22 protein-coding genes are annotated in these 24,295 nt (G+C 72.6%); 9 read left to right on the forward strand and 13 right to left on the reverse strand.

What is annotated here, in order from left to right; genetic code table 11:
• Positions 1-5: 5 nt before the first annotated feature.
• Positions 6-1,589, reverse strand: a complete 1,584-nt coding sequence (gene purF, locus AB2U05_RS15265; protein WP_045698121.1) for an amidophosphoribosyltransferase — start codon at positions 1,587-1,589, stop codon at positions 6-8.
• A 283-nt stretch (positions 1,590-1,872) separates the two neighbouring features.
• Entirely contained in the window at positions 1,873-2,784 is a 912-nt protein-coding gene (locus tag AB2U05_RS15270) for a diacylglycerol kinase (RefSeq protein ID WP_369183466.1), read from the reverse strand.
• 126 nt (positions 2,785-2,910) lie between these two features.
• Here AB2U05_RS15270 and AB2U05_RS15275 point away from each other — a divergent pair, with 126 nt between their 5' ends.
• Together AB2U05_RS15275 and AB2U05_RS15280 are read left to right on the forward strand one after the other, a co-directional pair.
• Positions 2,911-4,194, forward strand: coding sequence for an adenylosuccinate synthase (locus AB2U05_RS15275; protein ID WP_045698119.1), 1,284 nt, complete (start codon positions 2,911-2,913; stop codon positions 4,192-4,194).
• 127 nt (positions 4,195-4,321) lie between these two features.
• Positions 4,322-4,924 (forward strand): GNAT family N-acetyltransferase, encoded by a 603-nt coding sequence (locus tag AB2U05_RS15280; RefSeq protein WP_369183467.1) that lies wholly within the window; start codon positions 4,322-4,324, stop codon positions 4,922-4,924.
• A 7-nt stretch (positions 4,925-4,931) separates the two neighbouring features.
• Here the strand turns inward: AB2U05_RS15280 and AB2U05_RS15285 are convergent, their stop codons facing one another.
• The gene (locus AB2U05_RS15285; RefSeq protein WP_369183468.1) at positions 4,932-7,127 is read right to left on the reverse strand and encodes a protein kinase; all 2,196 of its coding nucleotides are present in this window, start codon (positions 7,125-7,127) and stop codon (positions 4,932-4,934) included.
• A 133-nt stretch (positions 7,128-7,260) separates the two neighbouring features.
• Complete coding sequence (locus tag AB2U05_RS15290; RefSeq protein ID WP_369183469.1) at positions 7,261-7,437, reverse strand: hypothetical protein; 177 nt, start codon at positions 7,435-7,437, stop codon at positions 7,261-7,263.
• A gap of 321 nt (positions 7,438-7,758) precedes the next feature.
• Between AB2U05_RS15290 and AB2U05_RS15295 the strand changes: the two genes are divergently transcribed.
• The 3 genes from AB2U05_RS15295 to metG all read left to right on the forward strand — a co-directional run bounded on the left by AB2U05_RS15295 (position 7,759) and on the right by metG (position 10,673).
• On the forward strand, positions 7,759-8,610 hold the full coding sequence (locus AB2U05_RS15295) for a helix-turn-helix domain-containing protein (protein WP_369183470.1): 852 nt from the start codon (positions 7,759-7,761) through the stop codon (positions 8,608-8,610).
• Entirely contained in the window at positions 8,607-8,837 is a 231-nt protein-coding gene (locus AB2U05_RS15300; protein WP_045698105.1) for a DUF397 domain-containing protein, read from the forward strand. Before AB2U05_RS15295 ends, AB2U05_RS15300 begins: the two co-directional genes overlap by 4 nt.
• A gap of 114 nt (positions 8,838-8,951) precedes the next feature.
• The gene (gene metG, locus AB2U05_RS15305; RefSeq protein WP_369183471.1) at positions 8,952-10,673 is read left to right on the forward strand and encodes a methionine--tRNA ligase; all 1,722 of its coding nucleotides are present in this window, start codon (positions 8,952-8,954) and stop codon (positions 10,671-10,673) included.
• Positions 10,674-10,722: 49 nt separating this feature from the next.
• On the opposite strand, the gene cutA is transcribed toward metG, so the two are convergent.
• The 6 genes from cutA to AB2U05_RS15335 all read right to left on the reverse strand — a co-directional run bounded on the left by cutA (position 10,723) and on the right by AB2U05_RS15335 (position 15,329).
• Positions 10,723-11,070: a divalent-cation tolerance protein CutA gene (gene cutA / locus AB2U05_RS15310; protein ID WP_045698101.1), complete on the reverse strand. Its 348-nt coding sequence runs from the start codon at positions 11,068-11,070 to the stop codon at positions 10,723-10,725.
• Between the two features lie 30 nt (positions 11,071-11,100).
• Complete coding sequence (locus AB2U05_RS15315; RefSeq protein ID WP_369183472.1) at positions 11,101-12,057, reverse strand: methyltransferase domain-containing protein; 957 nt, start codon at positions 12,055-12,057, stop codon at positions 11,101-11,103.
• A gap of 54 nt (positions 12,058-12,111) precedes the next feature.
• The gene (locus tag AB2U05_RS15320) at positions 12,112-13,152 is read right to left on the reverse strand and encodes an NAD(P)/FAD-dependent oxidoreductase (RefSeq protein WP_369183473.1); all 1,041 of its coding nucleotides are present in this window, start codon (positions 13,150-13,152) and stop codon (positions 12,112-12,114) included.
• A gap of 78 nt (positions 13,153-13,230) precedes the next feature.
• The gene (locus AB2U05_RS15325; RefSeq protein ID WP_045698095.1) at positions 13,231-14,169 is read right to left on the reverse strand and encodes a hypothetical protein; all 939 of its coding nucleotides are present in this window, start codon (positions 14,167-14,169) and stop codon (positions 13,231-13,233) included.
• A 118-nt stretch (positions 14,170-14,287) separates the two neighbouring features.
• On the reverse strand, positions 14,288-14,857 hold the full coding sequence (locus tag AB2U05_RS15330) for a GNAT family N-acetyltransferase (RefSeq protein ID WP_078860095.1): 570 nt from the start codon (positions 14,855-14,857) through the stop codon (positions 14,288-14,290).
• 49 nt (positions 14,858-14,906) lie between these two features.
• Positions 14,907-15,329 carry a DUF350 domain-containing protein gene (locus AB2U05_RS15335; RefSeq protein WP_045709762.1) on the reverse strand — a complete coding sequence of 141 codons (423 nt, stop codon included), beginning with the start codon at positions 15,327-15,329 and terminating at the stop codon, positions 14,907-14,909.
• Between the two features lie 190 nt (positions 15,330-15,519).
• On the opposite strand from AB2U05_RS15335, the gene AB2U05_RS15340 reads away from it, so the two are divergent.
• Both AB2U05_RS15340 and AB2U05_RS15345 read left to right on the forward strand, forming a co-directional pair.
• On the forward strand, positions 15,520-16,038 hold the full coding sequence (locus AB2U05_RS15340) for a GNAT family N-acetyltransferase (RefSeq protein WP_369183474.1): 519 nt from the start codon (positions 15,520-15,522) through the stop codon (positions 16,036-16,038).
• A 101-nt stretch (positions 16,039-16,139) separates the two neighbouring features.
• Entirely contained in the window at positions 16,140-17,960 is a 1,821-nt protein-coding gene (locus AB2U05_RS15345) for an NHL domain-containing thioredoxin family protein (protein WP_045698089.1), read from the forward strand.
• A 57-nt stretch (positions 17,961-18,017) separates the two neighbouring features.
• On the opposite strand, the gene AB2U05_RS15350 is transcribed toward AB2U05_RS15345, so the two are convergent.
• Positions 18,018-19,325, reverse strand: coding sequence for a M18 family aminopeptidase (locus AB2U05_RS15350; protein ID WP_369183475.1), 1,308 nt, complete (start codon positions 19,323-19,325; stop codon positions 18,018-18,020).
• A gap of 356 nt (positions 19,326-19,681) precedes the next feature.
• The gene (locus tag AB2U05_RS15355) at positions 19,682-21,511 is read right to left on the reverse strand and encodes an acyl-CoA dehydrogenase (protein ID WP_045698084.1); all 1,830 of its coding nucleotides are present in this window, start codon (positions 21,509-21,511) and stop codon (positions 19,682-19,684) included.
• Positions 21,512-21,795: 284 nt separating this feature from the next.
• Here AB2U05_RS15355 and AB2U05_RS15360 point away from each other — a divergent pair, with 284 nt between their 5' ends.
• Positions 21,796-22,230, forward strand: a complete 435-nt coding sequence (locus tag AB2U05_RS15360; RefSeq protein ID WP_107073003.1) for an SseB family protein — start codon at positions 21,796-21,798, stop codon at positions 22,228-22,230.
• A gap of 178 nt (positions 22,231-22,408) precedes the next feature.
• Positions 22,409-23,371: a pirin family protein gene (locus tag AB2U05_RS15365; protein ID WP_045698080.1), complete on the forward strand. Its 963-nt coding sequence runs from the start codon at positions 22,409-22,411 to the stop codon at positions 23,369-23,371.
• A 92-nt stretch (positions 23,372-23,463) separates the two neighbouring features.
• Here the strand turns inward: AB2U05_RS15365 and AB2U05_RS15370 are convergent, their stop codons facing one another.
• A complete protein-coding gene (locus tag AB2U05_RS15370) occupies positions 23,464-24,285 on the reverse strand; it encodes a protein phosphatase 2C domain-containing protein (RefSeq protein WP_045698078.1) in 822 nt (273 codons plus the stop codon).
• Positions 24,286-24,295: the final 10 nt, after the last annotated feature.

The following is a 24,295-nucleotide window of genomic DNA, read 5'->3' on the forward strand; positions in this document are numbered from 1 at the left end:
GTTCGTTACGGGCGGCGCAGCGCGTCGGCCGCGCCCGCCCCGCCGAGCAGCGACTGGACGCCGTCCAGGTCGCTGCCGCTGGTCGGCTTGCCGCGGACGGCCGGGGCCTGCTGGCCGCCCTTGATCTCCGCCTCCAGCAGGAGCTTGCCGAGCAGCGCCGGGTCCGGCAGCTCCATCGGGTACTCGCCGTCGAAGCAGGCCCGGCAGAGCTTGTCCTTGGGCTGCTTGGTGGCCTCGATCATGCCGTCGATCGAGATGTAGGAGAGCGAGTCCGCGCCGAGGGTGCGGCCGATCTCCTCGATGGTCATGCCGTTGGCGATCAGCTCCGCGCGGGTGGCGAAGTCGATGCCGAAGAAGCAGGGCCACTTCACCGGCGGCGAGGAGATCCGGATGTGCACCTCGGCGGCGCCCGCCTCGCGCAGCATCTTCACCAGCGCGCGCTGGGTGTTGCCGCGCACGATCGAGTCGTCCACGACCACCAGGCGCTTGCCGGCGATGACCTCGCGCAGCGGGTTGAGCTTGAGCCGGATGCCGAGCTGGCGGATGGTCTGGCTGGGCTGGATGAAGGTGCGGCCCACGTAGGCGTTCTTCACCAGGCCGGAGCCGTACGGGATGCCGCTGGCCTCGGCGTAGCCGATCGCGGCGGGGGTGCCGGACTCGGGCGTGGCTATCACCAGGTCGGCCTCGACCGGGGCCTCCTCGGCCAGCCGGCGGCCCATCTCCACGCGGGAGAGGTGCACGTTGCGGCCGGCGATGGAGGTGTCGGGGCGGGCCAGGTAGACGTACTCGAAGACGCAGCCCTTGGGCTTGGCCTCGGCGAAGCGCGAGGTGCGCAGGCCGTTCTCGTCGATGGCGATGAGCTCGCCGGGCTCGACCTCGCGGATGAAGGAGGCGCCGACGATGTCCAGCGCCGCCGTCTCGGAGGCGACCACCCAGCCGCGCTCCAGCCGGCCGAGCACCAGCGGGCGGATGCCCTGCGGGTCGCGGGCGGCGTAGAGGGTGTGCTCGTCCATGAAGACGAGCGAGAAGGCGCCCTTGACCTTGGGCAGCACGACCTTGGCCGTCTCCTCGATGGAGAGGTCCGGGTGGCCGGCCAGCAGGGCGGTCACCAGGTCGGTGTCGTTGGTCGCGGCCGTCCGGCCGGAGCGGGAGACGTGCTCCTCGCCCGGGAGTTCGGCGACCATGGCCGCCAGTTCGGCGGTGTTCACCAGGTTTCCGTTGTGCCCGAGGGCCAGCGAACCGTGCACGGTCGCGCGGAAGGTCGGCTGGGCGTTCTCCCAGACCGAGGACCCGGTGGTCGAGTAGCGGGCGTGTCCGACGGCGATATGCCCGTGCAACGACCCCAGCGAGGCCTCGTCGAAGACCTGGGAGACGAGCCCCATGTCCTTGAAGACGAGAATCTGGGAGCCGTTGCTCACTGCGATGCCCGCGGATTCCTGACCGCGGTGCTGCAGGGCGTAAAGGCCGAAGAACGTGAGCTTGGCGACCTCCTCGCCGGGAGCCCAGACACCGAAGACGCCGCAAGCGTCCTGGGGGCCCTTCTCGCCGGGAAGAAGATCGTGGTTGAGTCTTCCGTCACCACGTGGCACGTCTTCGAGTCTAGGGCAGGCGAAACGGGCTTTCGGAACGCGGGAGGGCCGGTCAGGGGCGTGATCGTCGGGTAACGCGCGTAGACAAAACCCCTTACCGGGCCGGGAATTCGGGTGGGGGGAATTCCCGTGGGCGGCGGTTGGCCTTGCGGTTCGCGCCTGTTGGGGATTCGGGGGCGATCGGGCCCGCCCGGCGCCGCGATCGCGAAAGTGAGCCTGCTCACCCGGGGTTCACCCGGCGGTCATCCGGCGGCGGCCGCGCCGCCCGGGGCCGTCCGGCGCGCTATCCGACCGGCCGTGCGGGCAGCAGCAGGCCCCAGGCGCCCGGGTGGGCCGTCCAGGTGCGGGCGCGGACCGGGCCCACCGGGTGGCCGTCCGCTTCGTAGTCGAAGCCCCGGCCGACCACCGAGACGCTCGCCGCCCGGGCCCGGACCAGCCCGCCGGGCGCGCGGACCACGACCTCCAGCAGGCCGTCCGCCGTCCCGTTCACCGTCCCGTCCGCCGTCCCGTCCGCCGTCCCCTTCACCGCCGCGGCCTCCGGTTCGGCGCCCGGCAGGGTCACCTGGACCAGCCGGACCGGCCGGTGGACGTCCGCGAGCAGCCGGCCGTCCGCCTCGACCCGGACCCGGGAGCCGGACTCGACGGCCTCGGCGGTGAGTGTCGTCCCCTGCTCGGCCGCAGCCAGTTTCGCCCATAGCGAACGCCAGCCACCCGGACGGCCCACCATCCTGCGGGCTCCGCCGCAGGTGATCCGCACCCCGCCCAGGGCCACCCCGCCGCCGTCGTCCACCAGCAGGTCCAGCCGGCGCGGCACGCCCGACAGCACCGCCCGCGCGGCCCGCACCGGCTCCCCCGGCACGCCGAGCGCGCGGGCCGCCGCCGACTCCTCGGCACGGCCGACCGGAATCATCCCCACCGGATCGACGCCCAGCTCACACTGGCGGTGCAGGGCCTGCAGCACCCTCCGCAGCGCCAGGTCGGAACCGATCACCACCGGTCGCCGCCGGCCCCGGTGCGAAAGCATCCGGTCGAGTTCGGACGGGCCCTCCGGGCAGGCCAGCTTGACGTCCGTACCTCCGCACAGCACGTCCTTCGCGATCCGCACGGACTCGCCGTCCGCCCGCCGGGCCGCCGGGTCGAGGAGCAGCAGGATCGGTTCGGGGCCGCCGTTCGCGGGCGTGGACAGGGACGACACGACCGGTCCTTCCTCAGGTAATCTCTCGGTGCAAGAGCCCCTTGCGCTACTGCGCCAGGGGCTTCGTCTATCTCGGGGCAGACTGCGGCCTACGCAGGATGCCCCAACCGGAAGGGGTGTACGCCTGTGCCGGCACTCGTGCTCGTTGGCGCTCAGTGGGGGGACGAGGGCAAGGGGAAGGCCACCGACCTCCTCGGCGGCTCCGTCGACTACGTCGTCCGCTACCAGGGCGGCAACAACGCCGGTCACACGGTGGTCATCGGCGACCAGAAGTACGCCCTGCACCTGCTCCCCTCCGGCATCCTCAGCCCGAACGTGACGCCGGTGATCGGCAACGGCGTCGTGATCGACCCGGGTGTGCTGCTCTCCGAGCTCAACGGCCTGAACGAGCGCGGCATCGACACCTCCAAGCTGCTGATCTCGGGCAACGCCCACCTGATCACGCCGTACCACCGCACCCTGGACAAGGTCACCGAGCGCTTCCTCGGCAAGCGCAAGATCGGCACCACCGGCCGCGGCATCGGCCCCGCCTACGCGGACAAGATCAACCGCATCGGCATCCGGGTCCAGGACCTGTTCGACGAGTCGATCCTGCGCCAGAAGATCGAGGCGGCGCTGCACGACAAGAACCAGATCCTGGTCAAGCTGTTCAACCGCCGCGCGATGCCGGCCGAGCTGGTGGTCGAGGAGTACCTGGGCTACGCGGAGAAGATCAGGCCCTTCCTCGCCGACACCACCCTCGTCCTGGACGAGGCGCTGAAGGCCGACAAGGTCGTCCTGCTGGAGGGCGGCCAGGGCACCCTGCTCGACGTCGACCACGGCACGTACCCCTTCGTGACCTCGTCGAACCCGACCTCGGGCGGCGCCTGCACCGGCGCCGGCATCGGCCCCACCAAGATCGACCGGGTCATCGGCATCCTGAAGGCCTACACCACCCGCGTCGGCTCCGGCCCGTTCCCGACCGAGCTGCTCGACGAGGACGGCGAGGCGCTGCGCCGGATCGGCGGCGAGCGCGGTGTCACCACCGGCCGCGACCGGCGCTGCGGCTGGTTCGACGCCGTGATCGCGCGCTACGCGACCCGGGTCAACGGCCTCACCGACTTCTTCCTGACCAAGCTCGACGTGCTGACCGGCTGGGAGCAGATCCCGGTCTGCGTCGCGTACGAGATCGACGGCCGCCGGGTCGACGAGCTCCCCTACAACCAGTCGGACTTCCACCACGCCAAGCCGATCTACGAGACGCTGCCGGGCTGGAGCGAGGACATCAGCAAGGCGAAGACCTTCGCCGAGCTGCCGAAGAACGCCCAGGCGTACGTGAAGGCCCTGGAGGAGATGTCCGGCGCGCCGATCTCGGCGATCGGCGTCGGCCCCGGCCGGGACGAGACGATCCAGATCAACTCGTTCATCTGATCCGGTAGTTGAAGCGAAGGCCCGGCGGGACGCTCCCGCCGGGCCTTCGCTTTGCCCAGCCTTCGGCCGTTTGCACTAGTGCATAAATCCCTTGCCTCTAGTTCAAAACCGGGCTACGTTTCGGATCATGACCGCGAAGCTGCCCTCCCCCACCACCCTCACCGGCCGCCACATCCGCCTGGAGCCGCTGGACCGCCGCCACGTCGCCGACCTCTGGGCCACCGTGGGCTCCGAACCCGAGGTCTGGCGCTGGACCATGAACCTCCCGCCCGCGTCGGAGCAGGAGCTCGGCCGGATCGTCGACGAGCGGATCGCGGAGGCGGCCGAGGGGGGCTGCGTCTACTTCGCCGCCGTCGACCTCACGAGCGGCCGGGCCGTGGGCATGACCGGCTACCACGACTACAGCGCCCAGGACGAGTCCGTCGAGATCGGCGGCACCCTGTACGCCCGCTCGGTCTGGCGCACCGCGGTCAACACCGAGGCCAAGCTCCTGCTCCTGATCCACGCCTTCGAGGACCTCGGCATGGGCCGCGTCTTCTGGAAGACCGACGCCCTCAACGAGCGCTCCCGCAACGCCATCCAGCGCCTCGGCGCCCAGTTCGAGGGCATCCTGCGCCGCCACCGCCTGCGCCCCACCGGCACCTGGCGCGACAGCGCCTACTTCTCGATGCTCGCGGACGAGTGGCCCGCCGCCAAGTCCCGCCTCCAGGAACGGCTTTCCCGCGGCTGACGGAAGGTCAGACCAGCGGGAGGGCAGTCAGGGTCTTCTTGAGCCAGACGAAGAGGTGCTTACCGTTGGCGGCCAACCGGCAGTACTCCGTGACCCGTTCGGTCTCCGTCCCGGGCTGGTAGGTCGGGTCGGTGAAGGTCCACAGGAGGCGGCCGGCCGTGATGTCGACGGCGTAGACGCACGGCTTGTCCGCCGCCCCGGAGGCCGTCGACCCGGCAACCCAGCCGGAGACGTAGAGCGTGCTCTTGGCCAGAGCCATGTCGACGTCCGCGATGGACTGGCCGAGGATCCCGCAGGTCCAGCGGTCCTTCCCGGTGGCCGCGTCGCAGGCGGTGACGTTCGGGGAGCCGTCGCTCAGGTACACCGTGCCGTCCGCCACCACGATGCTGCCGAACTGCCCTTTCTCGCTGCTACGGCGCCACACCTGCTTGCCGTCCGCCAGGCCGACCGCCTGGAGGTGGTCGTCCACGACGAAGTAGGCGCGCTTGTCGTCGCACCACACCGGCGACGGGACCTTGGCCCCGGTCTCCACCCGCCACAGGCGCTTGCCGTCGACGGTGCTGCGGGCGACCACCGCGAACTTGTTGTCCAGGTGCAGCAGGGTGGTGCCGCCGACCGCGCCGTTGTGGTCTCTGGAGAAGGCGTACGGGTCACCCCCGGTTTCCCGGTCCTCCTGGTACCAGAGCCGGTTGGAGAGATCGTGCTTGAAGGCCACCACTCCCGGGGTGTCCGAACTCGAGCCCTCGCCGCCGGTCTTCACCAGTGCGAAGACCGCCTGGTCGGTCACGGCGAGGAGGTCGTAGAACCTGAACGTCCGGCCCCCGCCGGCATCGTTGGACGCGCCGTAGGTCGTCGAACCGTCCGCCGGTGTGATCCGCTCGAGGCTGCCGCTGCCCTCGTACAGGTCTCCCCCGCCCACGAGGTAGCTCATGGTGAAACGGTGCTTCCAGGCCGGGCCGCCGAAGTTGGCATCCACGCCGTAGGTGTCGCCGCCCCGCAGGACGACCCGGTCGTCCACCACCAGCGGCGTGTACAGGCCCTTCTCCTCGGTGGTCATGGTCCAGGCCGGCTTCGGCGCCGCCGCAAGGCTCGGATCGACCGAGGGACCGCCACCCGGGGTCTTGCCGCCCGGCTCGTCGGGGCGGGTGAGGGCCCAGGCCGTGCCGCCGACCACGGCGGTGGCGGCGAGGGCTCCGCCGGCCAGGAAGAAGCGGCGGCGGGAGAAACGCGGGGCCGGTGTGCTCACCGAGGTAGGGACGTACGGGGCCGGCGGGCCGTACGGAACACTCGGCACGGGCTGGAGCACCGGGGTGCGCAGCGGCACCTCCAGGTTCATCACAGCAGCCGCGTGCCGGGCCAGGGCGGCGGCGACCGGGGCGGGGAGCCACTCGGCGGCGGGGGCGGCGGGGGTGAGCCAGGCCCGCAGGTGGGCCGGTGGGGGGCGCAGGGTCGGGTCCTTGCGGAGGCAGTGCTCCAGGACGGCACGCAGTTCGGGCGGGACGCCGGTGAGGTCCGGATCCTCGTGCACCACCTTGTAGAGCTGTGCGGCAACACCGGAGACGCTGTCGAAGGGGCCGTGGCCGGTCGCCGCGAAGACCAGGACGGAGGCGAGCGAGAAGACGTCGCCGGGGGCGCCGGTCGGTCGGCCGGAGGCCTGCTCGGGGGACATGAAGCCGGGTGAGCCGACCACCGCGCCGGTCCGGGTCATGCTGTCGCCGTCCATCGCGCGGGCGATGCCGAAATCAATCACCCGCGGGCCGTCCGCGGCGAGCAGGACGTTGGAGGGCTTGAGGTCACGGTGGACCAGTCCGACCCCGTGGATCGCCTCCAGGGCCTCGGCCAGCCGGGCGCCGAGGGCACGCACCGAGTGCTCGGGCAACGGCCCGTGCTCGTGCACCGCTTCGGTGAGTGAGGGGCCGAGCACGTACGCGGTGGCCAGCCAGGGAGTGGGCCCCTCCGGGTCGGCGTCGGTGACGGGTGCGGTGTAGGCGCCGTCCACGGCACGAGCGGCGGCCACCTCTCGGCGGAACCGGACCCGGAACTCGTGATCCTGGGCCAGTTCAGGGCGAACCACCTTGACCGCCACGGTCCGTCCGCCGGCCGACCGGGCCAGGTACACCTGCCCCATACCGCCGGCCCCGAGCCGGGCGATCAAGCGGTACGGGCCGACCGCCTCCGGGTCGGTGCTGTGCAGCGGCTCCATATCCGATCCCCCCGGCGGACGCGCCTCTCGGCGTTTCCGGTGATCGTACGACAGCGGAGGGTCCGCCCGGACGCCCGGCTCCTGGTCACCGATCGAGCCGGGTTCGCTCGCGACGAAGAGGTTCGGAAGAGGTTCACCTGTCCGGTGAGAAGACGTCGCCGAGTTCGCCGGAGGTGGGTTGGCGGGGGATGAACACGCGCTTCGCGGGACGAGGCAGTCGAGGTTGGCTGTTGACCAACCAGACCAGCCAGCCGACGAAAAGGACGGCGAGCAGGAGAGCGGACAATCCGCCGATGAGAAGGGTGTTCACGGGGATACGGAAATGCGACGGGGAAGACGGAGAGGCGAAGCAAGGGTCACGGCGGTCTCCGGTCGGCGTTGTCGGGCGCACTGACCATGCATCCGGGTGTGAATTGGCATACGTGATTGGCGAATGTCGGCGACTGTTCATCCGGCAACAAGTCAGTGAGTGACACGGACGACCCTAGGGTCCTAGTGCCAGAGTTGCTACCGAGGGAGTGGACGTTCACTCCATCGTGGGGTATCCCCCGATTTGGTAGCTAAGGCCGGGTATGCACGTCACACTTCACCGGAAGCATCGACCGCCAGCCGCGATCCGGAGAAGAGAGTCATGCCACCCCGCTTGTCGCCGACCGTGCGCCAGAAGCGCCTTGGGATCGAGCTGCGCAGGATGCGCGAACACGTGGGCGTGACGCCCAAGATCCTGGCCGCCACGATCGGCACCGACCTCCCGAAGATCTCCCAGATGGAGAACGGGAAGTCGGGCATCAGCGCCGAGCGGCTGCGGATCTGGGCGCGCATCTGCGAGTGCCCCGAGGGCCCGTACCTCGACGCGCTGCTCGCGATGACGCAGGACCGGCGCAAGTACTGGTGGGACAGCTACCGCGGCCGCCTGCCCGGCGGGCTCGTCGACATCGCGGAGATGGAGCACCACGCGCAGTCGCTGTCCATCTTCAACACCACGTTCATCCCCGGCCTGTTGCAGACCGAGGCGTACGCCGGCGCGGTGTTCGAGCGGCTCCCCCCGCAGGCCAGGCAGGACGCGGAGATCCGGAAGGCGTTCCGGATCCGGCGCCAGCAGCTGTTCACCGACCAGCCGAAGCCGTACTGCGCGATCCTCCACGAGTCCGCGCTGCGCATGCAGTTCGGCGGCCCGGAGGTGCTGCGCGACCAGTTGGAGAGCGTGCTGGCGAATTCCGAACGGCCCGGGCTGGAGATCCGGGTGATCCCCTTCAGCGTGCCCACCTATCCGGGTTCCGGGGAGAGCAGCCTGTATCTGGCCCGGGGGCCGGTACCGGAGCTCGACACCGTGCAGATCGACCTTTCCAACGGTCCGAAGTTCGTACACGGCCACGCCGAATTGCGCACCTACCGGCGGATCAAGGAGGGAACGGCGGCGACCGCCCTCGGGCCGGAGGAGTCGCGGGACTTCATCCGGACCATACTGAAAGACTTCTCATGACGAGGTCGCGCAAGCCGAGGTCGGGCAAGACGAGGTGGCGCAAGTCGTCGTCGAGCGGCGAGAGCAGCGAATGCGTCGAGGTCAGAGCCGTCGCCGGGTGGGTCGAGATCCGCGAGTCGGACCTGCCCGAGGTGGTGGTGCGGACGACCCCGCGCAAGTGGGCGGCGTTCGTGCTCGGAGTGAAGGCCGGCGAGTTCGACCGCTACGGCGACCCCAGCCGGCCGTGAAATCCCGCTGGTCCCCCGGCCCGCCGCAGTAGGCTGGGCAGCCCACAGCGGACCTACGCCTGGCAGCGCACTCCGGCTGGGTTGCGCGTGCCGGAGAAACCGGAGCATCCGAGGATGGCTCGGCACCTGATCACCAGCGCCCTTCCGTACATCAACGGGATCAAGCACCTGGGCAACATGGTCGGGTCGATGCTCCCGGCGGACGTGTACTCCCGCTACCTGCGCCGACGCGGCCACGAGGTGCTGTTCATCTGCGCCACCGACGAGCACGGCACCCCCGCCGAGCTGGCCGCGCAGGAGGCCGGACTGCCTGTCGCCGAGTTCTGCGCCCGGGCGCACGACGCGCAGAAGGCGGTCTACGACGGCTTCGGCCTCTCCTTCGACCACTTCGGCCGCAGCTCCTCGCCGCAGAACCGCGAGATCACCCAGGAGATCGCCCGCGAGCTGCAGCGCAACGGCTTCATCGAGGAGCGCTCGATCCGCCAGGTGTACTCGAACGCGGACGGGCGCTTCCTGCCGGACCGCTACATCGTCGGCACCTGCCCGCACTGCGGCTACGACAGGGCGCGCGGCGACCAGTGCGAGAACTGCACCCGGGTGCTGGACCCGACCGACCTGCTGGAGCCGCGCTCGGCCATCAGCGGCAGCGCCGACCTGGAGGTCCGGGAGACCACGCACCTGTTCCTGCTCCAGTCGGAGCTCACCGGCGAGGTCGAGGCCTGGGTCGACGCGCACGGCGACGACTGGCCGGTGCTGGCCTCCTCGATCGCCCGCAAGTGGCTCACCGAGGGCCTGCAGGACCGCTCGATCACCCGCGACCTGGAGTGGGGCGTCCCGGTGCCGGCCGACGTCTGGCCCGAACTGGCCGCCGAGGGCAAGGTGTTCTACGTCTGGTTCGACGCCCCGATCGAGTACATCGGCGCCACCAAGGAGTGGGCGGACGCCGCCCCGGACGGGCAGACCCGGGACTGGAAGTCCTGGTGGTACGAGGCCGACGAGACCGTCCGGTACACCGAGTTCATGGGCAAGGACAACGTCCCGTTCCACACCGTGATGTTCCCCGCCACCATCCTCGGCTCGCGCCGGCCGTGGAAGAAGGTCGACTACGTCAAGGCCTTCAACTGGCTGACGTACTACGGCGGGAAGTTCTCCACCAGCCAGAAGCGCGGCATCTTCAGCGACGTCGCGCTGGAGCTGCTGCCCGCCGACTACTGGCGCTACTTCATGATGGCGCACGCGCCCGAGTCGGACGACTCCAGCTTCACCTGGGCCCTCTTCGCCTCGGTCGTCAACAAGGACCTCGCCGACACCCTCGGCAACTTCGTCAACCGCGTGCTCTCCTTCAGCCGCAAGCGCTTCGGCGACGCCGTCCCGGCCGGACACCCGGCGGGCGAGGCCGAGCAGCGGCTCGGCGAGCAGGTCGCCGCGCTGCTCGCCGAGTACGAGGCCCAGCTGGACGGGCTCAACTTCCGCAAGGCCGCGCAGGCGCTGCGCGCGCTGTGGAGCGCGGGCAACGGGTACCTGGAGGAGAAGGCGCCCTGGATGCAGGTGAAGACCGACCCGGAGGGGGCGGCGCTGACCCTGCGCACGGCGATGAACCTGATCCACCTGTACGCGGTGGTGTCCGAGCCGTTCATCCCGACCGCCGCGGCGGCGATGCGCGCGGCCTTCGCGCTGCCCGGGGACACCGGCACCTGGGTCGACGCGGAGCGGGCGCGGGCGCTGGACGCGGTGCCCGCCGGGACGGCGTTCACCGTGCCGCCGGTGCTGTTCGCCAAGATCACCGACGAGGACCTGGCGGCCTGGACGGCCCGCTTCGGCGGCGCCGAGGGCTGAACGCGCACGGGGACGGCCGCGGGGCCCTCCCGGCCGTCCCTTCCGGCCGCTACGCCGGGCCCCGCGCCGTCTCCTCGGCCACCCAGGCCAGGTAACCGGGGCCGCCGGCCACCACCGGCACCGCGACCAGCTCCGGCGTGTCGTAGGAGTGCCGCTCGGCGAGGAAGGCGCCCAGCCGGTCGACCAGGGCGGCCCGGGTCTTGAGGTCGATCCGCCACTCCTCGGCGTCCTGCACCTCGCCCTCCCACCAGTACACCGACCGGACCGGGTACACCTGGGCGCAGGCCGCCAGCCGCTCCCGGACCACGGCGGCGGCCAGCTCCCGGGCCCGCTCCTCGCTCTCGTGGGTGGTGGTCACCACGACGAAGCCCTGCTCTGCCGATGCTGCTGCGCTCATGGGCCGACGCTATCCCGCATCCCTGGGCCTCTAGGCCTTGCGCGCGGTGTGCACCGTCATCGCCGACAGGTAGAAGGCGTCCGGGCGGTGCAGGATGCCGGTGGGCGCGTCCTCGTCGAGCAGGGCCGCCAGGGTGGCGCGGTCCTCCGGGTCGAGGTGGTCGGCCAACTGCTCCTGGCGGCGGGCGAGCTGGGTGTGCAGGTACGCGCGGAACGGCTCGGCCAGCGGCGCCCGGTGCTCGACCAGGAACGTCCGGGTGCCGCTCGGGGTCAGCCCGGCCCGCTCCAGCATCGCCGGCCAGTCCTCCACCTCCGCGACGGCGCCGGGCAGTTCGGCGCGCATGGCGCTGAAGCCGTCCTCGTGCGCCGCGTCCATCCGGGCCTGGAAGCCGGGCCGGCCGAGGCCGAAGTCACGGGGCAGGTAGCGCGGCGGCAGCCCGCTCTCGGCGACGGCGAGCAGGCCGCCGGGCCGGAGCACCCCGGCGAGCGAGGCGAGCGCGGCCTGCTGGTCGCCGAGGTGGTGGATCGCGTTGCCGGACCACACCAGGTCGGCCTCGCCCAGCTTGCCGAACTCGGCGGGCAGGTCGGCCTGTTGGACGCCAAGCCGACCGCCCGAGCGGGCCCGGGCACGCTCCAGCAGGGCCGCCGACTGGTCGACGGCGACCACCTCGGCCGCCGGGAACGCCTCGGCGAGCATCCCGGCGATCACCCCGGGGCCGCTGCCGACGTCCAGCACCCGGCGCACGCCGCTGCCCCGGCCGGTTTCCGAGCCGCCGTCCGTGGCGCTGTCCGTGGCGCCGTTCGTGGCGCCTTCCGCGTGCAGGCCGGCGAGCCAGCGGGCGGCCTCGGTGACGGCGTCGGCGCGCAGCTCCGCCTCCCGCTCCAGGTGCGCGGCGAGCGCGTCCCAGTCGAGGTCGGCGGCGGGGACGCCGTGGCCGTGGTGGTGGTTTCCGTGCTGGTGCTGGTGCTGGTGCTGGTGCGTGGACATGCGGATTCCCTTCGTGCGGTGGTGGTTCGGCAGTTCGGTGATGAGCGTCCCCGCTCAGGCGGGAACGGCGGGAACGGCGGGAACGGCGGGAACGGCGGGAACGGCGGGAACGGCGGCGCCGGACGCGCGGTGGCGGGCGAGGTCCCGTTCGACGTCCTCCGCCGCCAGCTCGTGGTCGAGCGCGAAGGCGGCCGCCGCACCCGTCCCGGCGGCGATGACGACCTGGGCGCGCGGGTCGGCGACGTTGCCGACCGCCCAGACGCCGGGCTGGCTGGTACGGCCCGTTCGGTCGGTGGCGACCCAGCCGTCCTCGCCGCGCGCGCAGTCCAGCCCGAGCAGCAGCCCGTCCCGGGGCACCAGCTGCGGGAGGACGAACACCGCCTCCCGCGGCACCACCTGCCCGGTCACCAGCTCGACCCCGCGCAGCCGCCCGTCGTCGGCCACCAGCCGGCGGATCCGGCCCTCGACCACCCGCACGCCCCGGGCGGCCAGCCGCTCCCGGTCGACCGCGGTGAGCACGAGGGTGTGCGCGAGCAGCACCACGTCCGCCGACCACTGCCGCAGCAGCAGCGCCTGGTTCACCGCGCCCGGGCCGGTGCCGAGCACGCCGAGCGGGCGGTCCCGGAGCTCCCACCCGTGGCAGTACGGGCAGTGCAGCACGTCGAGCCCCCAGCGCTCGGCCAGGCCGGGCAGCTCCGGCAGGCCGTCCCGCAGCCCGGTGGCGACGACCACCCGGCGCGCGCGCAGCACCGGGCCGCCGGCCAGGTGGACCACGAAGCCGGGCCCGTCCACGGGCTCGATGTGCTCGACCCGGCCGTCGAGCAGGTCCACCCCGTACCGGGCGACCTCCTCCCGCCCGACCGCGAGCAGCGCGGCCGGCGGCATGCCGTCCCGGCTCAGGTAGCCGTGCATGTGGGCCGCCGGGGCGTTGCGCGGCTCGCCCGCGTCCACCACCGCCACCCGGCGCCGGGCCCGGCCCAGCACCAGCGCGGCGTTCAGCCCGGCCGCGCCCGCGCCGACCACCACCGCGTCGTAGCGCTCGCCGTGGCCCGTCCTCGGCCCGCCGCGGCCGCCCGTCCTCGCCGTTTCGCTCATGGCGCTCACCTCCACCGCCAGGCTGCGACCGGCCGCCCGAGGTCGGCAAGCTTTGTTGCTGCCTCGGCAAAACCCGGCTCACCGGGCCGTCCGCCGCCAGTACGAGCGGGTGGCCACCGCCAGCGCCAGCCCGAACCCCGCGAAGGCCACCGCCCCGACCCAGCCGATCTGCAGCATCGCCGAGGTGCTGGCGAGCTCGCCGGTCCCGAAGTCGGCCCGCCGGACCTCGACCACCCCGGCCGTGCACAGCGCCAGGTAGCCGGTCATGCCCAGCCCGTACGGCACCAGCGTGGCCGCGCCCACCAGCGCCGGGGCGAGCGGGAGCCACCGCGGGACGCGGCGGCCGCTCAGCACCACCGTCCAGCGCGGGAAGACCTGCCCCCACGGGCGGACCAGGCCCCACAGCAGGAACACCCCGACCGCCGCCAGCAGCGCCGTGCCGTCCAGCCCCCAGCGCTCCAGGGCGAGCCAGATCCCGGAGGAGCCGTTGCGCACGTAGCCGTCGTACATCCGGTCGCCGCTGAGCCCGGCGAAGCTGCCGCCGAAGGCCCAGGTCAGCTTCATCACGACGTACGGCAGGAACGCCGTGGTGCCGATCCAGCAGGCGACCTGGACGTTCGCCGGGGCCGCCTCGACGGCCGCCTCCCGCCGCACCCCGGCCGCGCCGCCGGGGCGACGGGCGGCGGCCGCCAGCAGCAGCGCCCCCGTCGCGCCGAGCACGTGCTGGACCGCGCCCGGCACGCTGTCCACCGCCTGCCCGAACAGCAGCGCCAGCACGTCCATCAGCAGGCCCCAGGCCGCGACCGCGGCAGGCCCGCACAGCGCCCGCAGCAGCCGTCGCGGCGGGCGCCCCCGCACCACCCCGATGCCGGCACCGACCGCCGTCACGCCCACCGCGGCGAGCAGCCACCCCACCCAGGACGCGCCGAACAGCGCCGTCCCGCTCAGCGCGCACCCCGCTCCGAAACCGGCGAAGCCGACACCCCAGCCGGCCACCGCCCACCCGTTCTTCACCATGGCCCCAGGCTCGCCCGCCCCGCCGCCGCCGACCTCCCCCACCACGGGGATCCCCGTCCCCCGGCGGGGGGATCACAGCGTCTCCGGCACGGCACGGGCCAGCCCGGCCGGGCTGGCCCTACCCCCGCGGAGCCGCGAAGCAGTGCACCTGGACGGTGCGCCCGGAGGGCCAGTGCTGGTCGACGGTGCCGAGGCGGGTCCAGCCGAGCCGGTGGTACAGGGCGACGGCGGCGGTGTCGGTGGCGAGGACGTCGAGGACGGGGTGCAGGCCGAGCGCCCGCGCGTGCGCGACGGCGCTCGCCAGCAGCTGCGCGCCGATCCGGTGGCCGCGCGCCGCGGGGGCCACGTAGAGGCGGCCGATCACGGCGGTCAACTCCGGGCGCCCGCCGGTGCGGTGGCTCCACAGCCCGGGCGCGGCGTCGCCGGGGGCGCTGCGGCCCAGGCCGACGTGGCCGGCGAGCCGGCCGTCCGCCTCGGCGACCCAGGCGGCGAGCAGGCCGTCCGGGGTGAGCCAGTCGGCGGGGCGGTCGGGCCAGTCGGCGGGGTAGCGGTCGGCGGTGTGGACGTCGCCCAACACCCGGACGCAGTCGGCGAGATCGGCGGGACGGCGCCGTCTGACGGTCGCCACCTCCCCGGCCCGCCGAGAGCCGGACGCGACGACGTTGGCGCGTTCTTCAAGGTCAGCCATGCCGGTACGTTACCGGCCGGGCCCCGCCGTCACAGCGGGTTCGCCGAGGTCAGGCGATCGCGGCCGAGACCACCGCCGCCACCGCGAGGTTGGTGCTGGCCGACACCCAGACCGCCGGGTGCGGCTCCGGCTCGACCAGGATCGCGCCGAGCTTCCCGGGCGTCAGCAGGTCCACCGCCCAGAACGCGACGGCCATCAGCAGCAGCCCCAGCAGGCCGTAACAGGCCGTCGAGAACAGGCCCTTGGCGAAGTCCGCGTAGGTGTACATGATCGCGGTGAAGACGATGCCGCCGATGCCGAGCAGCGCGGAGCTGAGCAGGACGGCGGCGTTGCGGTTGCGCTCGACCCAGATCTGGTGGCCGAGCCTCCCGGGCGTCAGCAGGTCCACCAGCGCGACGCCGAGGAGCAGCAGCACCACCCCGAGGGCGCCGTAGGCCGCCGCCGCGCCGAGCCCGTGCAGGATGTCGTTCATGGCCGCTCCAGCCCCCCGGTCCGTTCACCGTGTCCCGTGTCCGTGTCCCCGGACCGCAACGGTCAAGGGTTGGCAAAACATACCCCACCCGGTCGGGCGGCGGGCCGGGAAGCGGAACACCTCCTCCGGGTCGGCGCCCGCCGTTCACCGGCCGGTCGACGCGGGCCCGGCGGCCGCGTTGAATACCGCCATGCGACCCGACCTGACCGCCCCGCTGCGCAGCCCGCGCCTCGACCTGCCGCCGATCGGCCCCGAGCACGCCGAGGCGATGGCCGCCGCCCTCGCCGACCCGGCCCTGCACGCCTTCACCGGCGGCCGCCCGGCCACCGCCGACGAGCTGCGCGCCCGCTACACCCGGCTCGCGGCCGGCTCCCCCGACCCGGCCGAGGCCTGGGGCAACTGGGCGCTGCGGCTGCGCGCGGACGGCGCGCTGGCGGGCTACGTCCAGGCCACCGTCCGCGCCGGGACGGCCGAACTCGCCTGGGTGATCGGCACCCCCTGGCAGGGCCGCGGCCTGGCCACCGAGGCCGCCCGGGCCCTGCTGGCCCACCTCACCGCCGGCGGCGTCACCACGGCCGTCGCCCACATCCACCCCGAGCACCACGCCTCCGCCGCCGTCGCCCGCGCGCTCGGCCTGCGCCCGACGCCGCACACCCAGGACGGCGAGGTCCGCTGGGAAGCCGCCGCGGCCCCCGGCACGACGGGCTGAGCGGCCGGCCCGGTCAGGGCCCGACCCGGCGCTCGGCGAACTCGGTGTCCTGGAGCGCCCTCCTGGAATGCATCCACGGCACGATGGGGTTGGATGTCGACATGGCTTCTCGTGCACGTGTACGCGCCCCCGAGCTGGTCGGCGCCGGCGGATGGCTCAACACCGGCGGCAAGGACCTGTCCCTCGCCGACTTCCGGGGCAAGATCACCATCCTGGACTTCTGGACCTTCTGCTGCATCAACTGCCTGCACGTCCTGGACGAGCTGCGGGAGTTGGAGGAGAAGCACCGCGACACCGTGGTGATCGTCGGGGTGCACTCCCCGAAGTTCGTCCACGAGGCCGACCACCAGGCCGTGGTGGACGCGGTGGCCCGGTACGAGGTGCACCACCCGGTGCTGGACGACCCCGCGCTGGCGACCTGGAAGCAGTACGCGGTGCGCGCCTGGCCGACGCTGGTGGTGATCGACCCGGAGGGCTACGTGGTGGCCCAGCACGCCGGCGAGGGGCACGCGCACGCGATCGCCCGGCTGGTGGAGGAGCTGGAGGCGGAGCACGCCGCCAAGGGCACGCTGCGGCGCGGCGACGGCCCGTACGTGCCGCCGGAGCCGGCCGCCGGGGACCTGAAGTTCCCGGGCAAGGCCGTGCGGCTGCCGGGCGGCGGCTTCCTGGTCGCCGACTCCGGCCACCACAGCCTGGTGGAGCTGGCCGAGGACGGCGAGACGGTGCTGCGCCGGATCGGGGACGGGCAGCGCGGCCTGGTGGACGGCGCCGCCCCCCGGTTCAGCGAGCCGCAGGGCCTGGCGCTGCTGCCGGAGGGCCACCCGTACGACGTCGACGTGATCGTGGCCGACACCGTGAACCACGCCCTGCGCGGCGTCCGGCTGGCGGACGGCCACGTGACGACGCTGGCCGGCACCGGCCGCCAGTGGTGGCAGGGCTCGGCCACCGAGGGCCCGGCCCGCGAGGTGGACCTGTCCTCGCCGTGGGACGTCGCCTGGTTCGACGGCCGGGTGTGGATCGCGATGGCCGGTGTGCACCAGCTGTGGGCGTACGACCCGGCGGCCGGCACGGTCGGCGTCGCGGCCGGCACCACCAACGAGGGCCTGGTCGACGGGCCCGCCGCCGAGGCCTGGTTCGCCCAGCCGTCCGGCCTGGCGGTCTCCCCGGACGGCGGGACGCTGTGGGTGGCCGACTCCGAGACCTCGGCGCTGCGCCGGGTTTCACGTGGAACCAAGGAGGTCTCGACGGCGGTCGGCACCGGCCTGTTCGACTTCGGCCACCGGGACGGCGCCGCCGAGCAGGCGCTGTTCCAGCACCCGCTGGGCGTCACCGTCCTGCCGGACGGCTCGGTCGCGGTCAGCGACACCTACAACCACGCGCTGCGCCGCTACGACCCGGCGACCGGCGAGGTCAGCACCCTGGCCACCGACCTGCGCGAGCCCTCCGGGGCGGTGCTGGCGGACGGCGACCTCGTGGTCGTCGAGTCGGCCCGGCACCGGCTGACCAGGCTGCGGCTGCCGGAGGAGGCGGTGCGGGTGGAGTCGGTGGCGCACCGCACCCAGCGCGCGGCCACCGAGGTCGCGCCGGGCGCCTTCCAGCTGGACGTCGTCTTCGAGGCGCCGAACGGCCAGAAGCTGGACGAGCGCTACGGCCCGTCCACCCGGCTGCTGGTCAGCTCGACGCCGCCGGAGCTGCTGGTCTCCGGCGCGGGCGCCGACAGCGCCCTCTCCCGCGAGCTGGTGCTCTCCGGGGAGGTCGCCGAGGGCGTGCTGCACGTCTCGGCGATGGCGGCCTCCTGCGACGACGACCCGGCGGTCGAGTACCCGGCCTGCCACGTGCACCAGCAGGACTGGGGCGTGCCGGTGAAGCTGGTCGCCGACGGCGCCCGCCGCCTGCCGCTGGTCCTCGCCGGCATGGAGTAGCAGCGCGCGGAAGGGGCCCGGCGGAGAACCGCCGGGCCCCTTCTCGCTCGGGGGGCGTCAGCCCTCCAGGAACGCCTTGAGCGCGCTGGCCAGCAGGTGCGGGTCCTCGGCGCCGCACAGCTCGCGCGCCGAGTGCATGGACAGCGCCGCGATGCCGCAGTCCACCGTCTTGATGCCCAGGCGCGCCGCCGTGATCGGGCCGATCGTCGTGCCGCAGGCGACGGCGTTGTTGGAGACGAAGGTCTGCCACGGCACGCCGGCCTTCTCGCAGGCGGCCGCGAAGACCGCCCGGCCGACGCCGTCGGTCGCGTAGCGGTTGTTGACGTTGACCTTGAGGATCGGCCCGCCGTTGGGCACCGGGTGGTGGCCCGGCTCGTGCCGCTCGGGGTAGTTCGGGTGGACGGCGTGGCCCATGTCCGAGGACAGGCAGACGGTGCCGGCCAGCGCCCGGGCGCGGTCCTCCGGGGTGCCGCCGCGGGCGTGGATCGTCCGGTCGAGGACGTTGCCGAGCAGCGGGCTCTGCGCCCCGGTGTCGGACTCGCTGCCGGTCTCCTCGTGGTCGAAGGCGGCGAGCACCGGGATGTACGGCAGCGCGGCGGCGCCCTCGGAGGTGGCGACGGCGGCGAGCGCGGCGGTGCCGGCGTGGACGGAGAGCAGGTTGTCCAGGCGGGGGGCGGCCAGCAGTTCGCGGTCGCGGCCCAGGTAGGAGGCCGGCTGGATGTCGTGCGTCATGAGGTCCCAGCCGACGACGTCCTCGGCGGCCAGCCCGGCCCGCTCGGCGACGTAGGCGATCAGCGAGCCCTCGTCGACCGGGCCGAGGCCCCAGATCGGGGTGAGGTGGCGCTGGCGGTCGAGCTTCATGCCGTCGTTGACGGAGCGGTCCAGGTGGATCGCGAGCTGCGGCACTCGCAGCAGCGGCTCGTCCAGCTGGACGAGCCGCGCGCTGCCGTCCTTGAGCGCGAGTCTGCCGGAGAGGCCGAGGTCCCGGTCGAGCCAGGTGTTCAGCGGGACGCCGCCGTAGATCTCCACCGCGACCTGCCGCCAGCCGGCCGAGCCGGTGTCCGGGACGGGCTTGACCCGCAGGTTCGGCGAGTCGGTGTGGGTGCCGACGACCCGGAACGGGGTCTCCGGGCCCGCGCCCTCCGGCAGGTACCAGGCGATCAGCGCGCCGCCCCGGACCAGGTAGCGCCCGCCGGGGGCGGCGTCCCAGGCCTCGGTCTCGGAGACCTTCCGGAAGCCCGCCTTCTCCAGCCGCTCCGCGGCGCTCGCGACCGCGTGGTACGGGGATGGCGAGGTCCCGAGGAACGCGATCAGATCGTCACTGTGCGTACGGTCGAAGTAGGCCTGCTGGGCGGCGGTCGACATGCTGCTCCTGGGTCGAGGGAGGGCCGGAGCCGGATCGGGGAATCGGCTTCGTGTGTCGAGCATATGCCCGTACACGGACAGGACTTCGGGCACCGGCGCAAAGGGTGCAGAACACGGACACAACGCCGACTGCTCTGGTACACCGCGGAAGCCGTCACCCTGAGTCATCGCGGGGTGGGCGACGACGCGGAAGGGCCACGGGCGACGACGCGGAAGGGCCACGGGAGGGAAGGGCCGTGGAAGGGACGAGCGAGGCGCGCGGAAACACCGAAGGACCCGGTGGCAGCCGGGCCCTTCGGTGTGAGGGTTTTCGTCAGGCGGTCCGCATCACGGAGGCCGGAGGAGGGGTGCAGGCCTTAGAAGGCCTCCTCCGCCAGGTCCATGATCTCGTTGTCGATACCCTCGGCGATCGCCCGCTGCGGGGCGACGGTCGGGAGGATGTTCTTGGCGAAGAAGCGGGCGGCCGCGACCTTGCCCTGGTAGAACGGCACGTCCTTCTCGGAGGCGCCGGCCTCCAGCTTGGCCAGGGCCACCGCGGCCTGGCGCAGCAGCAGCCAGCCGATGACGACGTCACCGGAGACCATCAGCAGGCGGGTGGTGTTGAGGCCCACCTTGTACATGTTCTTGACGTCCTGCTCGACCGAGGTGAGGTCGGCCAGCAGCTTGCCGACGATCGCCTCCAGGTCGCCGGCGGCCTTGGCGAGCAGCTCGCGCTCGGCGGCCAGGGCCTCGCCGCCCTCGGCCGAGCCGAGGAACTTCTGGATCTGCTCGGACAGCGCGGTCAGCGCCTGGCCACCGTCCTTGACGATCTTGCGGAAGAAGAAGTCCTGGCCCTGGATCGCCGTGGTGCCCTCGTAGAGGGTGTCGATCTTGGCGTCGCGGATGTACTGCTCGAGCGGGTACTCCTGCAGGTAGCCGGAGCCGCCGAAGGTCTGCAGGGACTGCGCGAGCTGCTCGTAGGAGCGCTCCGAGCCGTAGCCCTTGACGATCGGCAGGAGCAGGTCGTTCAGGCGCTCGGCGGCCTCGTCGCGCTCGCCGCGCAGCTTGGCGATCGCCATGTCGTCCTGGACGGACGCGGTGAACAGGACCAGCGCGCGCATGCCCTCGGCGTAGGCCTTCTGGGTCATCAGCGAGCGGCGCACGTCGGGGTGGTGGGTGATGGTGACGCGCGGGGCGGTCTTGTCCAGGAACTGCGAGATGTCGGCGCCCTGCACGCGCTCCTTGGCGTACTCCAGCGCGTTCAGGTAGCCGGTGGAGAGGGTGGCGATGGCCTTCGTGCCGACCATCATGCGGGCGAACTCGATGATCTTGAACATCTGGCGGATGCCGTCGATCTTCTCGCCCAGCAGCCAGCCCTTGGCCGGGTGCTTGGCACCGAAGGTCATCTCGCAGGTGTTGGAGGCCTTGAGGCCCATCTTGTGCTCGACGTTGGTGGCGTAGACGCCGTTGCGCTCGCCCAGCTCGCCGGTCTCCCAGTCGAAGTCGAACTTCGGGACGACGAACAGGCCCAGGCCCTTGGTGCCCGGCTTGCCGCCCTCGGGGCGGGCCAGCACCATGTGGATGATGTTCTCGGACATGTCGTGCTCGCCCGAGGTGATGAAGCGCTTCACACCCTCGATGTGCCAGGAGCCGTCCTCCTGCTGGATCGCCTTGGTGCGGCCGGCGCCCACGTCGGAGCCCGCGTCGGGCTCGGTGAGGACCATCGTCGAGCCCCAGAGGCCGTCGGTCATCCGCTGGGCGATCTTCAGCTGCTCCTCGGTGCCCTCCTCGGCGATGACGCCGGCGAAGGCCGGGCCGGAGGAGTACATCCAGATGGCCGGGTTGGAGCCCAGGATCTGCTCGGCGAAGGCCCAGATCAGGGAGTTCGGGGTGACCTGGCCACCGATCGACTCCGGGATGCCCAGGCGCCACCACTCGGCGTCCATGAAGGTCTGGTAGCTCTTCTTGAACGCGGCCGGGATCGGCGCGGTGTTGGTCTCCGGGTCGAAGACCGGGGGGTTGCGGTCGGTGTCGGCGTAGGACGCGGCGAGGTCGTTCTCGGCGAGGCGCGAGATCTCGCTCAGGATGTTCTTCGCGGTCTCGACGTCCATGTCCGCGAACGGTCCGGTGCCGTACACCTGGTCGCGGCCGAACACCTCGAAGAGGTTGAACTCCACGTCCCGCAGGTTGGACTTGTAGTGACCCATGGCCGTTTTCTCCGGTTCGTCGCTTGCGGGAGACCGCCGCATCTCGGGCGCCCCGTACCCACCAGTAGGCATCATGATGCTACCCAGCGGTAACTTCAGCAAGCCCCCGGCAGTGAATCCGCCGTGAACGTGGTCACGTCCCACAAGGCGGGACGACCACCTCTTGTCAGGATCGACGCCAGCGCGGGCGGGTGCGCTCCCGCTAGCCTGTCCGTGTGTACGGATATGACCAGAACGCATACCCGGGCGACCCCTACCAGCAGCAGGCGGGTCCGCAGCCGGGCATGAACGGCATGCCCGGACCCGACGCCTACGGCGCCCAGGCGCAGGCCTCGCAGCAGTCCCTGTACCCGGAGCCCTCCCCGCCCTCGCTCGCGGACGCGGTCCGGGCCTTCACCACCGGCTCGATGGCGGTCGAGGATTTCCAGGCGATCTTCATCACCTCCAAGGTGCACTGCCCGCGCGGCGAGCGCCCCGGCTTCCTGGCGCTGCACAACACGCCGACGCCGGTGATCCCGATGTTCAGCTCGCTCAAGGAGCTGCGCCGCTACGCCGGCAAGGACTCCAAGCACTTCACCGTCACCGGCGCCGAGGTCCTGGACCTGCTGCCGACCGGCTACGGCTTCGCGCTGGACATGGAGGGCGAGCACCGGATGGTGTTCGACGCGAAGGCCGTCGAGCAGATGGTCGACTTCACCATGCGCCGGATGTACGGCTGAGCCACCCTTGATACGGCCGATCCGCCCCTAGGACGACCGAGCCACCCCCGCCCGGAGCCGGGAGAGGAGCCCCGCGCTTCCTCGCACCCACATAGTTCAACTTTCAACTTGCTTGTTGTTGAGGATTGAACTATCCTCGTCCACGTAGGCCAGAGGAAACCCCCCGAAGGAGGCCGACATGCCCGCCGTGACCGTCGAGAACCCGCTGACCCTGCCGCGCGTCACCACCCCGGACGCCGCCGCCGCGGTCGCCCGCCCGGTGCTCACCGTGGCCACCGCCCCCGAGGGCTTCGAGGGCGAGGGCTTCCCCGTCCGCCGCGCCTTCGCCAAGATCAACACCAAGTACCTCGACCCGTTCATCATGATGGACCAGATGGGCGAGGTGGACTACGCGGCCGGCGAGCCCAAGGGGACCCCCTGGCACCCGCACCGCGGCTTCGAGACGGTCACCTACATCATCGACGGAACGTTCATCCACCAGGACTCGCACGGCGGCGGCGGCACCATCACCGACGGCGACACCCAGTGGATGACGGCCGGCTCCGGTCTGCTGCACATCGAGACCCCGCCGGAGTCGCTGGTGATGTCCGGCGGCCTGTTCCACGGCCTCCAGCTGTGGGTCAACCTGCCCGCCTCGGACAAGATGATCGCCCCCAAGTACCAGGACATCCGCGGCGGCAGCGTCAAGCTGCTCACCTCCGAGGACGGCGGCGCGCTGCTCCGGGTGATCGCGGGCGAGCTGGACGGCCACCAGGGCCCCGGCGTCACCCACACCCCGATCACCATGATCCACGCGACCCTCAGCCCCGGCGCCTCGGTCACCCTGCCCTGGCGCGCCGACTTCAACGCCCTCGCCTACGGCCTGGCCGGCAGCGGCTCGGCCGGCGCCGAGCGCCGTCCGTTCCACATGGGCCAGGCCGTCGTCTTCGGCGACGGCGACTCCCTCACCATCCGCGCCGACGAGAAGCAGCCGGACTCGCGCAGCTCCACCTTCGAGGTCGTGCTGCTCGGCGGCCTGCCGATCCGCGAACCCGTCGCCTGGTACGGCCCGTTCGTGATGAACAGCCACCGCGAGCTCCAGCAGGCCATGGAGGACTTCCAGGCCGGCCGGCTCGGCACCGTCCCGACCGACGCCCACTAGTCCGAGCCCTCCGGCAAGGACGCCACCCCCGGCACCCCCGGCACCCCCGGCACCCCCGGCACCCCCGACGCCTCCGCCGTCGTACGCCGCCGCTACAGCAGCGCGTACACGGCGGAGGCGTCGTCGTGCGCCTTGCCGCGCGGCCAGCGCTCGCAGCCCGCGTCCTCCCGCTCCACCGCGCGCACCTGGGCGATGAGCTCGCCCGGCCCGGACTCGTCCAGCAGCCGCAGCACGTCCGCCCAACTGCCCAGCCCGAAACGCTCGGTGTAGCGCGACGCGCCGTCGGTGAGGGCGGCGAGGGCGCGCAGCCGGTCGATCCGCACGAAGCCGGTCTCGGCGTGGCCGGCGGCGCGCGGGCTGGCCGCGGCGATCCACGGGCCCTCGCCCCGGTTGCGGGCGGCGCGCACGGCCAACGCGTACTCCAGGTGCAGCGCGGCCCGCTCGGCCGTGCCCGGGACGGTCGACCAGACCTGCCGGCGCAGCCCCTCGCCGTCCGGGAAGCGCTGGTTGTCCCCGATCACCTTCGGCGGGCCGTCCTTGAACTCCAGCACCAGCAGGGAGTCGCCGAGCACCAGGTACTCCAGCGACTCGCCGTGCCGTCTGGCGGCGACCACCATGGCGGCGGGCGTGTTCGGGTGGCCGAGGTCGCAGCGGCCGCCGTGCAGCGCGGCCGTCTCGACGATCGCGTCGGCCAGGCACTCGGCGATCGAGCGGTCCACCCGGTCGGTCAGCCGGGCGAGCAGGTGCACGCCCAACCGCCGGACGTACCAGGCCGTTCCGTGCCGGCACCCGGAGTCCAGACCGGCCGGCGAACTCGCGCCGTCCAACAGGACCAGCGCCTCCGGTGAGGCCGCCGCGAAGTCCTCGCTCTCGCGGTCGGGCCGCCGTGCTTCCCCTGCGAGCTGTAGCTGCATCCCGACAGTG

The sequence above is a fragment of the Streptomyces sp. Y1 genome, from assembly GCF_041053115.1.
Classification (GTDB): Bacteria; Actinomycetota; Actinomycetes; order Streptomycetales; family Streptomycetaceae; genus Kitasatospora; species Kitasatospora rubellomurina.